This window comes from Candidatus Zixiibacteriota bacterium (assembly GCA_021159005.1).
Lineage (GTDB): Bacteria > Zixibacteria > MSB-5A5 > UBA10806 > 4484-95 > JAGGSN01.
Map to the genome: position 1 here is coordinate 1 of JAGGSN010000001.1, position 14,860 is coordinate 14,860.

Annotated in this window: 14 protein-coding genes; 8 read left to right on the plus strand and 6 right to left on the minus strand. The window is 40.7% G+C overall.

Translation table 11 applies throughout. From position 1 onward, the window contains the following. Window positions 1-308 precede the first annotated feature (308 nt). The 6 genes from J7K40_00005 (at window position 309) to J7K40_00030 (ending at window position 5,340) form a co-directional block, all read left to right on the plus strand. The gene (locus tag J7K40_00005) at window positions 309-923 is read left to right on the plus strand and encodes a phosphatase PAP2 family protein (GenBank protein MCD6160780.1); all 615 of its coding nucleotides are present in this window, start codon (window positions 309-311) and stop codon (window positions 921-923) included. A gap of 92 nt (window positions 924-1,015) precedes the next feature. Further along, window positions 1,016-1,444 carry a macro domain-containing protein gene (locus J7K40_00010; GenBank protein ID MCD6160781.1) on the plus strand — a complete coding sequence of 143 codons (429 nt, stop codon included), beginning with the start codon at window positions 1,016-1,018 and terminating at the stop codon, window positions 1,442-1,444. Window positions 1,445-1,715: 271 nt separating this feature from the next. Next, on the plus strand, window positions 1,716-2,093 hold the full coding sequence (locus J7K40_00015) for a nuclear transport factor 2 family protein (GenBank protein MCD6160782.1): 378 nt from the start codon (window positions 1,716-1,718) through the stop codon (window positions 2,091-2,093). Between the two features lie 646 nt (window positions 2,094-2,739). Beyond that, on the plus strand, window positions 2,740-3,597 hold the full coding sequence (locus tag J7K40_00020; protein ID MCD6160783.1) for a hypothetical protein: 858 nt from the start codon (window positions 2,740-2,742) through the stop codon (window positions 3,595-3,597). Between the two features lie 12 nt (window positions 3,598-3,609). Further along, entirely contained in the window at window positions 3,610-4,101 is a 492-nt protein-coding gene (locus J7K40_00025) for a hypothetical protein (protein MCD6160784.1), read from the plus strand. 3 nt (window positions 4,102-4,104) lie between these two features. Next, the gene (locus J7K40_00030) at window positions 4,105-5,340 is read left to right on the plus strand and encodes an outer membrane protein transport protein (GenBank protein ID MCD6160785.1); all 1,236 of its coding nucleotides are present in this window, start codon (window positions 4,105-4,107) and stop codon (window positions 5,338-5,340) included. 297 nt (window positions 5,341-5,637) lie between these two features. On the opposite strand, the gene J7K40_00035 is transcribed toward J7K40_00030, so the two are convergent. Next, on the minus strand, window positions 5,638-6,456 hold the full coding sequence (locus J7K40_00035; protein MCD6160786.1) for a hypothetical protein: 819 nt from the start codon (window positions 6,454-6,456) through the stop codon (window positions 5,638-5,640). 208 nt (window positions 6,457-6,664) lie between these two features. Between J7K40_00035 and J7K40_00040 the strand changes: the two genes are divergently transcribed. Both J7K40_00040 and J7K40_00045 read left to right on the plus strand, forming a co-directional pair. Beyond that, window positions 6,665-7,861, plus strand: a complete 1,197-nt coding sequence (locus J7K40_00040) for a DUF401 family protein (GenBank protein ID MCD6160787.1) — start codon at window positions 6,665-6,667, stop codon at window positions 7,859-7,861. Window positions 7,862-7,911: 50 nt separating this feature from the next. After that, window positions 7,912-8,175: a hypothetical protein gene (locus J7K40_00045; protein MCD6160788.1), complete on the plus strand. Its 264-nt coding sequence runs from the start codon at window positions 7,912-7,914 to the stop codon at window positions 8,173-8,175. Between the two features lie 126 nt (window positions 8,176-8,301). Here the strand turns inward: J7K40_00045 and J7K40_00050 are convergent, their stop codons facing one another. The 5 genes from J7K40_00050 to J7K40_00070 form a co-directional block, all read right to left on the minus strand. Beyond that, complete coding sequence (locus tag J7K40_00050; GenBank protein MCD6160789.1) at window positions 8,302-8,856, minus strand: DNRLRE domain-containing protein; 555 nt, start codon at window positions 8,854-8,856, stop codon at window positions 8,302-8,304. 12 nt (window positions 8,857-8,868) lie between these two features. Beyond that, window positions 8,869-10,905, minus strand: a complete 2,037-nt coding sequence (locus J7K40_00055; GenBank protein ID MCD6160790.1) for a right-handed parallel beta-helix repeat-containing protein — start codon at window positions 10,903-10,905, stop codon at window positions 8,869-8,871. Between the two features lie 153 nt (window positions 10,906-11,058). Next, window positions 11,059-11,931, minus strand: a complete 873-nt coding sequence (locus J7K40_00060) for a hypothetical protein (protein ID MCD6160791.1) — start codon at window positions 11,929-11,931, stop codon at window positions 11,059-11,061. A 26-nt stretch (window positions 11,932-11,957) separates the two neighbouring features. Further along, window positions 11,958-13,604: a T9SS type A sorting domain-containing protein gene (locus tag J7K40_00065; GenBank protein MCD6160792.1), complete on the minus strand. Its 1,647-nt coding sequence runs from the start codon at window positions 13,602-13,604 to the stop codon at window positions 11,958-11,960. A gap of 163 nt (window positions 13,605-13,767) precedes the next feature. Then, a complete protein-coding gene (locus J7K40_00070; GenBank protein ID MCD6160793.1) occupies window positions 13,768-14,235 on the minus strand; it encodes a GAF domain-containing protein in 468 nt (155 codons plus the stop codon). Window positions 14,236-14,860: the final 625 nt, after the last annotated feature.

Consider the following 14,860-nt stretch of genomic DNA (forward strand, 5'->3'; position numbering starts at 1 on the left):
TGTCGTTCCTTCCATCCTGACGCATAAAGGGATGTCATTCCTTCCATCCTGACGCATAAAAGGGATGTCATTCCTTCCATCCTGACGCATAAAGGGATGTCGTTCCTTCCATCCTGACGCATAAAGGGATGTCATTCCTTCCATCCTGACGCTGGCAAATAATAAAATCAGGAGCATAAAACTTTAGCTAATAGCTTGAAAATATTAACCAAGCATTGTATCCTCTCTTATCTATCGGGCGCTAAGGGGACCGCCAGTAAGATTGATAGGCTGGCAAAGAGGCCGGTTGACTTGTTAGGGAGGATACTTTGTTTAAAGAGCTTGATATTGCAGTTCTTCATTTCTTCAACCATGATTTGGCAAACCCGTTTTTAGATTTTCTGTTTGTATCGATTTCCGAATCTATCGCGCTTAAGTTTTTTCTTGCCGCTATGGTAATCGCTGTCCTTTGGAAAGGCAATACCAAGGCAAGGGCGGCAATAATCATAGCGGTTATTTCTATCGCCATAGTTGACCCATCGACTCATTACATATTAAAAAAGCTGTTTGCCAGGCTGCGTCCGTGCCATGTTCTCGATGACTTGCGTATGCTGGTTGGCTGCGGCGGGCTTTATGGATTTCCCTCCAACCATGCCGCCAACTCATTTGCCGCGGCGACGGTGTTGTCGGTATTTTACCGCCGTTTCGTAATTCTGTTTATGTCGATTGCTGCCCTTATCGGCTTATCACGGGTATATATCGGCAAGCATTACCTATCGGATGTTTTAGCCGGCGCGGTTTGGGGAATAGCTGTGTCAATTTGCCTGATATATCTTATCAATAAAATCGCCTTATCTGTGCCGGAAAATTATATTTCAAATCGCTATAAAAGTATTTTACAAGGAGCATCAAATTGGCGAATTTCGAAAATATCGAGCAAATAAAGATTAACGATAAAACAATCTATTGCTATCAAGGCGATATAACAGACTCGGACGCCGAGGCGATTGTTAATGCCGCCAATAACGAGCTTTGGATGGGAGCCGGTGTTGCCGGCGCTATCAAACGTAAGGGCGGGCTATCGATAGAGGACGAGGCAATCAAGCAGGGTCCGATAGATATCGGCGCCGCGGCTGTTACAACCGCCGGCAATCTGAAAGCTAAGCATGTCATCCATGCCGCAGTTATGGGACAAGACCTTGCTACCAGCAAGGAATATATTAAAAGCGCAGTTCTTAACAGCTTTAGAAAAGCTGAGGAACTCAAGCTGAAGTCTATTGAATTTCCAGCTCTTGGCACAGGCGTAGGCGGCTTCCCGCTTGATGATTGCGCCGAAATAATGATAGGCGAGGCTTATGCTTTCTTGAAGCAATCGTCGTTATTGCAAGAAGTCGGCTTCGCTCTTTTCGATGATATGGGATATACAGCCTTTACAAAATGTTTAAGCAAGTATAGGAAGACTTAGGCTAACTGCAAATCAAATTTAATAGCACTGATAATGAAAGCGAGTAGGTATGTCGTCAGGTTCAAAGGAATTGCCCGCGCCGGAGAGCAAACGTAAAGCAAAAATCCCTTCTGCCGGGCAAAGGCAAAAAGCCGCCCACAATCAGGAATTTTCCTTTGTCCCGATAATCTTGTTGACATTAATTATTCAGTAGGCTACACTACCATGAACAAGTGTTGTATAATATTATGTTAACTGCTACACCATATTAAACGTACAAGGTAAGGTTGAAATGACAGCAAAAGAAGTTGTTCTTGCCTACTGGAAAGCAATGGAGGGTAATGACTTTTACAAAGCTAGCGTGTGCTTATCTGAAGACTTTGAATGTTACTGGCCTCAATCGTCAGAATTGATCATTAGCAGAGAGAACTTCGCTGAGATGAATACTAATTACCCTGCAAATGGTACCTGGAGGTTTAACATCAATTCAGTTGTTTGCGAAGGTAATCAGGAGGTTAGTGATGTAGATATTACCGATAGTATAGTCAGCGCCAGAGCAATAACATTCCATACAGTAGAGAATGGGTTAATCACCAAACAAACAGAATTTTGGCCAGACAACTATGATGCTCCGGAGTGGAGACGAAAGTGGGTCAAAATTGTGAAATGATTATTTTAATCATGCAGAAAGTAGGGCAGGTCTCCTCGAGACCTGCCTATTTAGGGTAGCTGGTAAACAGATAAGAGCACTATTTACATGAAAGCATGTTGAAAATTATTAAATGTATTTATGCAATAAACGAGCCGAATAGGCAGAAGTCGGGGACTTCTGCCCTACGAAGCTGATAGTTATTGTGCGCGGCAGACCTCCTGGTCTGCCCGTCCTCTCATGTCAAGCAGAGGAGCACACGAGGACGTGTGCCGCCCACAGATATTTACAAGAGTATTTTGATGAAAATAAAGATGAGTTAAAAAATTTCTTGTTATCATCAGCCCAGTAGGTTAATCCGGCAACTGACGGACTTGCGTTTTTATTATTACATCCGCGCGCCCATCAAGACCACATGCCAATTAAAAAAAAATAATAGTAGTGCACAAATTCCTGATAAACCGCACAGTAAATGTGCATAAAACAGATAACCACATTTTCCCATATTTACATAATCATATAATAACAAAGCGTTTATGCTATCAATCCGAGTTGGCACAACCTTTGCTCTAATATAAATTGGTTCATTGGTAATTAAATAGACAAACCCTTCTGAAAAATATTTGACAGATTTTACTTTTGATGATACAATTTCCTCCGGAGGAAAATGATGAGAATATTTTTAATAATTTGCTTTTTGATGATGACCACTGCCGCATATGGCCAAACTGATTCAGGCAATAGCGACCCCAGCTATGATGAAACCCGCGCGATAAAACCAATACCGCCGGCGCGCTCTGATGTCCGCTGGTTGATTGACACGCCTACTGCTCACATGCTTCCCCGCGGCGCCTTTGATATCGATTTCCGAACTTTTCCCAATGAGGGCATGCAGGCATCAATTTGCATAGGTTTGGCGCATACGTTTTCAATCGGCATGGCATACGGCGGCGAGAGGATATTATCCGAGCAGTCTCCCGAGTGGAATTCGCGAATCGCTTTTAAAATCCGCTATATGCTCATAGATGAAACCCCTTCATTTCCCCAAACAACCATAGGCTTCAGTTCATTCGGTTATGGTCTTTATCGCGATGAGAGTGATTCCACCATAGGCTACCGGGAAAGCAGGTATTTGGTTAAGTCGCCTGGTTTTTACTTAGTGTTTTCCAAAAGGTATCCTATGTATTACAATGTGTTCAGCATTCATGGCGGCGTCAATTACTCAATGGAGAACAGCCTTGATTCCAATCCCAATGTCTTTGCCGGGATGATTGCCAGTATGGGCTACAGTATGACATTCTTAGCCGAATACGATTTCGCCTTAAACGATAATAAGCCGGCTGGAATTTTTGGCCGCGGCAGAGGTTATCTTAATCTCGGACTCGCCTGGTATATCACGCCTGAACTGTCATTGGAATTCGATTGCCGGAATCTGCTTCTCAACCGCAGAAACTTAAACTCTGATGATAATAAAACTATCGATAGAGGGGTGCGTCTGGTTTATTTGCAATTTTTTAAAGATTGATAAGGAGCTGTGATGATTGTCCTAAAGAAGACCGCGGCGCTTGTCGCGGTTTTTTTCATGCTCATAACCGGCGGATGCTACACCAAGCTTAAGCATCCCGAGCCGGTTCTTATCCCCGATAATCAAGCCATCAGCGAAAGCGGCTATGATTGGGATTTCAGTCATGGCTGGCGCGGCTCGCATTGGGGGCAATATGATAAATACAAAGGTTATTATATCACTCAGTGGTGGTATGACTGCCCCTGGCGCGGTGATATCATCGGCATCGAGAAAGAAACCGATGATTATTATGCCGATGAAACCATTGATGATTTTATCCCTATCTATATTCCATTCCTACCGCCAATTTATAATCCACCCGAATATTCGGATGGTATAATTATATATTCAGACCAATCGGGACAGAATAAAAAGGAAAAACATTCTGAAAAAATAGACAAGAGAAATACGCCAAAAGAAAAGATCTCAGAGAATAATAAAATAAAACATCGCGGCAGGAGATAATAAATGAATAGAGCTATAACCATTATATTATGTTTAATATCGGTTTTTTTATATGCAAACCCTCTTATGGCGCAATTGGAGAGCAACCCGTTTGCAGTATATGAGATGACCACCGAAAACAATAATTTTGTGGGGGCAAGAGCCGCCGGTATGGGCGGCGCGCAAATTGCCGCCGGCGATGACGGTTCCACAATCTGGTACAACCCGGCGTTGTTATGCCGCATCAGACGGATAGAGTTGTCCGGCGGCTTGTCTCATCAGAGATTTTTCAACAACACTACCTTTGATGGAGTTAATGCCAATCAGGCACAGTTGAATAATACCCGTCTGTCATCGGTGTGGGGCGTATTCCCGGTGCCCGTCGAGCAGGGGGGGTTGTCATTTGCGCTGGCGGCTAACCGCATCAAAAGTTTCGATAGGATATTCAGATTCGAGGATAAAACCGGCTGGCTGGAAAATCCTGATGGCTATGGCATAGGCGGGGGAGAGGATGACAAAGGCGGCTTATGGGTTTATTCGGGCGGCATGGGCATAGAGCTGTCGCGTCACACCGCCGTTGGAATAGCGCTTGACCTTTACGGCGGACACGATAACTACTCATATATCGAGGAGGAATCAACCGATAGCTCATCCTCGTCATTAAGAGGCGAACTTAAGGATAGCTATACCGGCTATTCCGCCAGAGTTGGCTTGGCTTTCTCCAAAAATCCGAACTTTCATTTTGGGGCGACTATCAAATTCCCAACCTCGATAACTGTCGAGCAGAATGAATGGCCCGACTATGGCAAATATAAATATACTTTGCCGTTCAGTTTCGGCGTTGGTTCGATGGTTGTCATTCGCGATTTGCTGATTACCGGCGATGTTTATTATACGGATTACACTCAACTCGAATACTCCAGCGGCGTCGATCTAACGGATGCCAACAGCGATGTAAAGCGATATTACAAAGATGTAATCACCTGGCATGCCGGAGTTGAGTATTTTATCCCAAGTTGGGGTTTCACTATGCGAGCAGGCTATGCTCGCGACCCTATACCATACACTTATTTTCCGATTGATAATGAACTCGATGTATTAACTGCCGGCTTTGGTTTCCTGCTTGACAAAACCCTGAAACTCGATTTCGCTGTCAACCTGATGGATTGGACCAGGCAGGACCCCGGATTCAGGGGCATAGGCACAATAGAAAAATACGAAGCCCAGAGAGCATTTTTAGGGATTACATACAGGATATAAATGTAGATTTTGCAGTTGGAATTATTGATTGGGCGTAATTTATTGTATGTCACCGCGTAGTTGTTGACAAAATAGCATCTTGATGTTTTATAGTGATATATACCGCCGCGTCCGCCATTGGCGGATACGCCCCTACAAGCTATAGCATATATTGTTTTACCCTCTGGTTACCAAACACCGCCTGGTAACCTCGTCATCAATAAGATTGCAGCATGGGCATCTTGCCCCCACCCGATAGCATATAATAAAAAAAAGCCCGCCAATGACGGGCTTTGTAATAAAATATCTTTGTAATAACTATCTAAATCTCTTACCCAAAAAAGGTACAGAAGCATCCACCTGTTCCCAGGTTACATCCCAGACAAACGTATCGCCTTCGTAGGTCATGCTGCCATGATAACCGCTTGAACTGAATGTTAAGTTTATCGTAATATGGAAACTTTCATCTTGGCTGGAGTCTTCAAAATCCAGAGTCATGGCTACTGTTCCCGATATCGGGTGAGCATCACCGCTTTCAATATCGGCATTTACTAACGTAATGTCCTCATAATCGCCATTATAATGGAATGATACTTGTTCGTTTCCCTGTTGGGAATCTATTAAAAAATCAGTTTCGCCATTAATCACAGTATTAACATCGGTAAAACCGTCAAATTCGCTGTTTATGTCAGCGGTCATCGTAAAAGATGTGTCAGCACCATTATCTATACTAAAAAGACCACTGGTGATTATGAGCAAACCCGTGGTAGTGCTGTCCGGAATCATTTGGCAGGTATCGCCTATGATAAAACTAAAGCTGTCAATATGGCTGTCAGTCATCGTTATTAATAATATGGTATCTTCGTACGTAGACGAATCTTGCTCGACCCACCAGCAATCGTTATAATATGATGTATCTGCGGGCTTAGCCAATCCATCGCTCACTCCATCCTCTACATATTCAAAGCCGGCGCCGAAAGATGCGCCCATCATGCCCACCATCATAGTGGTTTGAGCTTCAATACTGCTCACTTGAGTTTGGGTCAAATCGGGGTTAGTTGCGTCATCGCTGCAATTAACTAAAAACAAGCCGAAAGCAATAGTTAATATTGCTGCGATAATTAGAAATCTCCTCACTTTTCCTCCTTGTACAGGTTAATTATTTCTTTTTAAAGTAATCGGAAAATATTGGCAATACATTATTATGTCAAGACAATATTTTTTTATTTATTTATTTGCCTGTTTTTCATGGTTTTAGCTCTACATATTGTGGTTGGTGTACGCCCTCGTACATCAACATTCAATCCGGTTGACATCCCGGGATTATCCTATATCTTCATAAACTATGGAATTTGCTGTCTGTTTTGTGCTAATTATCATCCTGATACGGCTGAAAGTGCCGGTTGGGCTTACCCTCATGGCGGTGGCTGCTTTGCTGTCTCTGCTTGAATTTGGCATATCGCCGCAATTTATCGAACCTTTCCGGCTTACGTTAGTTAATCCGCGTACCTGGAAACTCATTGCAATCATTATTCTGGTTGTTACGTTGGGACAAATTCTTTCCAAAACCGGTTATTTAGAGCGGATGGTCTCGGCTCTGAAAGCCTACATAGGTCCCTGTACGGTTGCCCGTATGGTTCCCGCTTTAATCGGTCTTCTGCCGATGCCCGGCGGCGCGATGGTCTCGGCGCCGATTGTCGAGGAGCTTGCCCGCGGAACCAAAGCTACTGCCGAGGCTAAAACCGCCTCAAACTTCTGGTGGCGTCATATATGGGAGCCGGTTTGGCCGTTGTACCAGTCCCTTATCTTAGCCGCTGCTATTCTGGATATCACTGTCTGGCAGGTGGCGGCGATATGCTGGCCAATTACTATCGCCTGCATTATCGCCGGAGTTCTTGTAATATCATTGCCGCTGGCACGGGAGAAAGGACGGTCGAAAAACATCGGCTTCTTTTTCAGGGAGATGGCAATTTCAACCTGGCCGATATCTTTTATTTTGCTAACCGGCTTAATTTTGAAACTTGATTTGATATTGTCGATGTTATCGCTTTATGCTGTATTTCTTATTGCCCGAATCACCGATTTCAAAATGATATATACAAGTTTCAAAAAGGAATTCTCATTCGATATTATATTGATATTCCTCGGCGGTTTAACCCTGATGAACATCATCGAAACAGGCCAAGCCGCCGTCAAAACTCTTAGCGCGTTTCAGGCCTGGGGAGTGCCGGCAGATTTAGTGGTATTCGCGTTGCCGTTTTTAGTAGGGCTATTAACCGGTCTCACCGCCGCTTATGTCGGCGTCGGGTTTCCGATTGTCAGTTCGGCGTTTGTTCTGACTGGCGGACTCAGTTCGGGTGTTTTCTTAGCTTATGCCGGCGGTTTGATGGGTATCATGGTCTCACCGGTGCATTTGTGTTTGGTGTTAACCAAAAAGTATTTCAACTGCAATTTTAGGGGTTTATACAGGTATCTTATTCCGGCAGTAACTGTTACTTCGGTATTGGTTTTTATTATCAAATATTTATTTTATCCCAACTAATCAAGACCGATTCGCCTTTGCCGATAACTTTTATTGAAAGGAGCGGTCAAATGGGTGAAATTACTGTTATTATATTATCGATAGGCATGGTTATATTATGCTGGGTCATGATAAGACTTAATGATAAGATAGACCGTCAGATAAAGCGTTTTAAGAAGCTGGAAAACGCGCTTATAAAGAACTCAACCAGATCAATAAAAACAACCGACCAACAACTGGTGCCGGGACAAACCTCCGGCAAGGTTATGGCGCCAACCGCCCAAACCTCTCATGACCTGCGCCCGAAAGGGTTGAATTTCATCGCCAAAGATTGATGTGCCCCACCTAAGGGGGATTCAAAATTTGGGCTTGATAACTTCATATTTTTAAATAATCGGATATAATGCAAATATATATATAGTGTGCTGTCGGGTTACCGAACCTGACAGCATATATAACAATCATTTACAAACAACTCTCAATTGCGCTGAAGTTCTAATCTCAGATAAAGCATTTTGATAAATATGAAACACTTCCTGATCATATTTATAAGGCATGAGCATCAAACCGAAATTATCAGAACCATCTTCAACTACTGCTCTCACAAATTTAGTTACATCCATAAAGATATCGGTTTCGCCATCCATGGTAATTGTATATGTGTAAAATGTGGTTGTGTCTAAGTCTCCACCTTCATCAGTCCACGGACCATCCCAATCAGCGTTTTCCACAGTCCAGTTGGTAGTGATGTTGCGAGCTTGTATCTCAAGAATGTTATCACCATCGATATCAGCGTTAGTGAAGTCTAATGGTATATGCAGTTCAGCGTAGATGATGTCGCTGTTGTTGACAGCTTCAGGCAATGAAAAATGCACAGCTATACGGCTGCTGGCTTCATCGTTTGATTCTTGATCAGGTATAATGAACACAGCACGGTCGAGCCTTACAGTTACCTCATCAGCCGATACAAATGCAAAGCTTATCGCTATAATCAATATTGTAAATATAATTCTCATCTTAAATCTCCTTTATCGAAGTAATAGCATCTTTTTGGTATCATTAAATTCACCTGATTCCACTCGGTAAAAATAGACTCCAGATGATACAGCTGCGCCTGATTTGTTTCTGCCATCCCATATGACAGAATAAATTCCGGGTGACTTATATTCATCCACAAGGCTACTCACCTTTTGCCCAAGGATGTTATAAATTGAAATTGAAGTATATCCGGGTTCGGCTAAACTAAATGAGATTGTGGTTGTGGGGTTGAATGGGTTGGGGTAGTTGTGATTGAGCTGGTATATAAATGGGATATCTGGTTCATCAGTAAGTTTAAAGGATGGCGGAAAAAGTGACCAGGGAGTATAATCAATGCTTGGTCCATAAAACTTTCTCAAACTGGGTGTACCACCAAAATAATTTAATTCCGCCCATAATGGGCTTTGTAAAGATTGCCCATGCCAGATATAATAATTAGAACAGCCAGTAAAATCACTATTACCAGGATCACGCACAGTTGTCCATTTACCTAAATCAGGGCAAAAACCGTTATCTCTTACACCAATACTAAGATTGTCAAATAAACAATGTCTTACTTTAGGTTCAGAACCATTGCAATAGATTCCTGTATTCACTGTATCTATTATGCAATCCTTAATATCAGCATCGGAATTATGAGCATAGATTCCATAATTTGTACAATTGACAATATCATTATCAATAACTTTAGCATCTGAAGAACTAAGCTTTATACCGCCTTGTTTGTAGTATCTTAGAAAATTATTCTCTATCCGAACATCATTAAAACCACCTACATATATACAATATTGAGATGAATCCGGGACTTGAGTAATTGATCTATCGACAGTACAATTGGTTATTATTGTTGAATCGCAACCTGCTTGTCGTAAATAAATATAGATACCGTATCTTCCGCAAACATCAAAATAACAGGAGTCAATAACCGATTCAGCTTTATAGGCATAAATACCTTTTAGCCCGATATATTGAAATGTAGAGTGATTAACATATATAAATCCTTTATAAGAATCTATTCCGTTTAGCCCAACATCTTTAATCAAACAATGGTTAAGACTTACTTGTGAACTATCTTCAATATCTATTGCGATATCCTCTACATCTCTTATGGCACAGTAATCAAAATCTCCAAAGGAATTTGTTCCGAAATCTATTCCATTCCAATTGACAGCATTAGTATCACCTGTATACTCATCCCAGGAGATTATCCTCACCGAATCGCCTGGATTGCCATTAGCAATTAATGCTCCGTTAACCGTTATGTCGATACCTGAATCGGGTAGAACATACAATGTGACACCTTGTTCTAAAGTTAACGTGTCGCCTGAGCTTATTGTCAAATCGCCGACAACCATATAATCGTGATTTAGGGTCATGTTTTCAGTGATTGTTCCGGATAAAACGTCAGTAACACGGTAAATTCTTCCATCGCCTGCTTCAAGCGTATCAGTATAAGTAAAATAATTCAAACCGCCAACAGTTGAATCAGAGAACAATAACCGCTTTTTATTAAAAAATATTTCTTCTATAAAAGGATTTGTGCCAGAAGGACGCGTGAAATATACTTCAACAGCTCTGTCGGGAGCCTCATCCCAACCCGTTATATCTTCATCGCCATTGCTAATAGATGTTACTCTATTTACAAGCATAAAGTAATCAGTGGAATCAACTGCGGAAGTATCTATAAAAGTTGAAACCTCCCAATATTTAATCGTTGAGTCCTGATGTGGATGTCCAAGATCAATCACCCAGCTACTCGTATCATTCCTTACCCATCGAATAGACGTTACGGGAGCACTACTGTCTGCATCGTAGCCATAACTGCCTATAGAAGCAACATCAAGCTTTACCAATAAAGGTCCTACATTTTTCAGTTGCAGAAATAAGTCTCTAACATTGATATATGGACTCTCATCAATATCATAGTTGAAGCATAATGAATCATTATAATATTCATATTCGTTGATTTGATTAAGAGGTGTCCATTTTTGTCTTTCGTTTACTTCGCTTCCATCATAATCTATCAAACCGAATGAAACTTCTGAACTTGTAAATACTGGACCGTAAACATACGTAATAAGACCTTTAGCTCCCCTTGATATTGCAAGAAAAGATTGTAGTCTTATTTCTTCCCTTGATGGTAAACGTTGACACTTATAAAGCGACCAATTATCCCAATGCTACGTACCGGCAGTGTCTTGAATACATTGACAAATTTCCGGAAGAGTATCAGATGAATTATTGACAAATCGTGCATTTGTTTGTATACAAGCAAGCCAAGGATAAGCTTCCGTAAAAACGCTATATACAGAATCATAGTTTTCTAAAACGCGATTATCAATAATACTTTCTTGAAAGCCGTCGCCAGAAACATATGTATTAGTAGTGTTACTTATCCAAGTATAAGGATAATGATCATACATGTAAATATCGAGATTGGGTACACTATCAGGAAAATCTGAAAGTACCGGAAAGCCGTAGCCATCAACTACAGATGTAGCAATAGACGCATTAACATCTTTTACTATAGCATCTGTTGCAGCTAAACAGGCATATTTAGTATAAGCAACTGAGCTGTCATCATTCGGTCTATTTATCTCGTGAGCAATCAAGTGAGTGAAAACATCATCTTCTTGCCCATAGAACAAGCTATCCCAATATTCAGCAGCTGTTTCGACACCGGGACTCCACCAACTTTGCTGGTAATATTCCCATCTACATGCTGTCCAATAGTCATAATTTCGACTTAAAATGGTAGATTGTTGGCCTACCATCGCTTTTATTTCATTGGTTTCTAACATAACACTATCTCTAAATAATGTTACAAAAGGACTTGCTCCAACTAAATTAACATTCATAATTCTTGCTAAGAATTCTTCTTGATTCCAGTTTACTTGAAAGGAATCATAAGCTGTCATTCCGGGAACACAGCGCCAATTTTCGAGAGTAGATACAGCGGTTAAAGAATTCCACGTTCCTCTAATGAAATCATCCAACGCGAATACATTTGAAACAAGTAAAAGAATATAGATAAAGATTAATATATATTTCACTTTTTTTACCTCCTTGATAAAACATTTTACTTTATTAAAGTAATTTTCAATCTATCCGAAAAACCTGCCAGTGTCGACATTCGAATGAAATAAACACCAGAGGAAGAATTTTTTAAGTTTAAAGTAAAATTATAAGTACCTAAATTTTGATTTAATAATCTGATTTCATATATGCGTTGCCCGAGAAGATTAAATACTTCAAATGAAAGATCCGTATTTAAAGATAAATTATATGATATAGTCGTACTATAATTAAACGGATTGGGATAATTATATAAAAGACTTATATCTTTTGGTATATTATCTTCATCAATATAAATAATTGTTGTCGTATCACCGCCAACATGGCCATCAGTATAAGTTCTGGAGATATGAATTGTCCCATACCAAGAATCAGCCCAAACCGATATTAATCCCCCATACCCATCAGATATATTTTCTAACTTAGAACTGTGAAAACCTGAGTATGGATTATTAGGCCAGTATTGATAACCTGATGTATCTACCTTTGATGATACCGCTTCATAGCTATTAAATATAAATATACCTTCTGGTTCCATTATAGCTTTACCTACTACAGTTACACTATCTAAAGCAACGACATCAAACCATAGAGGATTGCCCCATCTGCTTATATAAGAAACACGAAAATCTCCAACCCCTCCCCATCTGAACATGAAATTATAGCCAAGCCGGAACACCTGGCATTCTAGCCCCTCATTAACTAGAGGATCGCCAAGAGGTACGCCGTTTATTTCCCACATAGATTGCCCATCAGAAGAAAATCTATCCGCAAATAATGTCCCATAATAATATGGAGATCGACTGTCTACCCAAACTATGACTGCTCCGCCCTCGCCATCAGCTACAATGTCATGTCCATCATTAAGAAAACCTTGTGGTCCATGATAATGTATTGACGGAAGACCTTCTATTCCCCAGTGAAGGTTTCCTTCAATATCAAATTTCTGCATATAAATATCGTAATCATAATCTTCCCAATTTCTACCATCTATCCAGCAGGTAATAAATGTAGAATCGCTTGCTCTACAAGTTAGGGCGTGGGATTGGGCACATTCAGCTTGAACTAATAATATGCCGGTAGAATCCCATAGAATTTCGCCGTTGGTATTTACTCTCTGGGCTCCAATATCACGTTCTGCCCCTTGAGAAGACTCAAATATTATTATAAAACCACCATGGCCATCATCATACAATTGTGGGGTAATATTGCTATAGCCATAAGTTAATCTCAATCCTTCAGTTGGCCACAATAAATTACCAAGGCTGTCAAGATGCTGACCATATATATCATACCACCCCGAGTCATGCCGATAATCAGACCATACAATAAACACGCCGCCTTCTCCATCATGCAAAACTGCCGGATGCCATTGCTTAAAACCGTTATCTTCAAACACCATCATGCCTTCATCACCCCAGCGTGTATAACCTGCTGAATCTATATACTGAGCGCATATATCTTTATCGCCGCCTATATCCTTATTCCAAACAACGACTATATTGCCATTACCGACATTAGCCAAAGCAAAAGCGCTTGAATAAGGCGACCAATGGCCTATAACTTTGCCATCCGGTTCCCACTGCCCCAAACATGGCGGGCACATCAATATCGCTGTAAGGCTGATTATCAGAAATGATATTATGCGCATCTTACGCTCCTTATACTAAAACTATAAAATTAACAAATGTCTGTTAATTAATTATAATAATAGCAATTGCTGTCCTGTTTGTCAAGAAATATCTCCTATTTTAATAGCATAAAAAAAAACCGGGCTATAACCCGGCTTAAAATAACACAAATATAATAGCCCTTTAAAACAATTTGCTCAGCTTATCGGCTACCAGTTCCAAAACCTTTCGGTTGTCCTCAGTGAAAGCATCTGAATCATCAGAGTCGATATCGATTTCGCCGACTATTACGCCATCTTTTCTAATCGGGACAACGATTTCCGACTTGGTTGCGATAGAATATACTAAAAAGCGTGGGTCGGCTTTGACATCCGGCACAATAATGGTTTTATCCTCCTTAACAGCGGCACCGCAGATTCCCTTACCAACCGGTATTTCAACATTCGACGAGGGATTTCCTCTGTATGGGCCGAGTTTAAGCATACCATCATCAAGAATATAAATTCCAGTCCAGGCGAAATGCTTGTAGTTTGAGGACAACAATCCGACTACTCCCTCTAAGGCGGAGCATTTACTTTTAGCGGTTTGGATAAAATTATCTACTGTAGCTAATAACTGCTGGTTATTAACAGCAGGCATAAAAGTACCCACAATCAACTCCTTTATTTAAACTGAATATCTTATTGCCCATATAACCTCATCGCCCGCGCCGCATTTGGCGGATATAAGCTTGTCGTTTATAGTCTGCCTGTATTATAAACATCCCGGCAAATTATTTCGTCCGGTAGGGCAGACTTTAACAATTTATATAAATTGACAATAAGAAAACAAACAGCTTGTTTAAAGTCAAGCTAAATGCTTAAAAATTATAAGCTTGTGAAAAAATAGCACAAGCAATGGTTAAGGTCGGTTTTAAGACACTGTCGGTACGGAAACTTTAAACTGTTTAGCCGGTCGCGGTGAAACAAGGCAACCCGCCATCTTCTTGTCTAACAAAATGTAGCTGTTCATCCGCCTTAGGCGGAGCAATGACTTTTTAGGGTTGGGGGAAAACAATAAATTTGAATCATTTTGCAAGAGGCTCAAACATGAAAATATTGTTAATTATTAAGCTATAGTGGAAGCTGGTAAAAATCAGCTCAGGAAAAACGCGGAGGTAGTGGCTTAACAACAAATATATATAATCTTGACTTAAAAATCAAAAATGCTATATTATATAAATTAATATTAATATCAAGATTCCAATGAGGATTATTTGCAATTAACTTCAAAATAT

Coding starts and splice junctions, on each gene's coding strand:
- J7K40_00030 (MCD6160785.1), top strand. CDS start 4,105: ATGAATAGAGCTATAACCATTATATTATGTTTAATATCGGTTTTTTTA.
- J7K40_00045 (MCD6160788.1), top strand. CDS start 7,912: ATGGGTGAAATTACTGTTATTATATTATCGATAGGCATGGTTATATTA.
- J7K40_00025 (MCD6160784.1), top strand. CDS start 3,610: ATGATTGTCCTAAAGAAGACCGCGGCGCTTGTCGCGGTTTTTTTCATG.
- J7K40_00020 (MCD6160783.1), top strand. CDS start 2,740: ATGATGAGAATATTTTTAATAATTTGCTTTTTGATGATGACCACTGCC.
- J7K40_00050 (MCD6160789.1), bottom strand. CDS start 8,856: ATGAGAATTATATTTACAATATTGATTATAGCGATAAGCTTTGCATTT.
- J7K40_00015 (MCD6160782.1), top strand. CDS start 1,716: ATGACAGCAAAAGAAGTTGTTCTTGCCTACTGGAAAGCAATGGAGGGT.
- J7K40_00065 (MCD6160792.1), bottom strand. CDS start 13,604: ATGCGCATAATATCATTTCTGATAATCAGCCTTACAGCGATATTGATG.
- J7K40_00010 (MCD6160781.1), top strand. CDS start 1,016: ATGGGAGCCGGTGTTGCCGGCGCTATCAAACGTAAGGGCGGGCTATCG.
- J7K40_00040 (MCD6160787.1), top strand. CDS start 6,665: ATGGAATTTGCTGTCTGTTTTGTGCTAATTATCATCCTGATACGGCTG.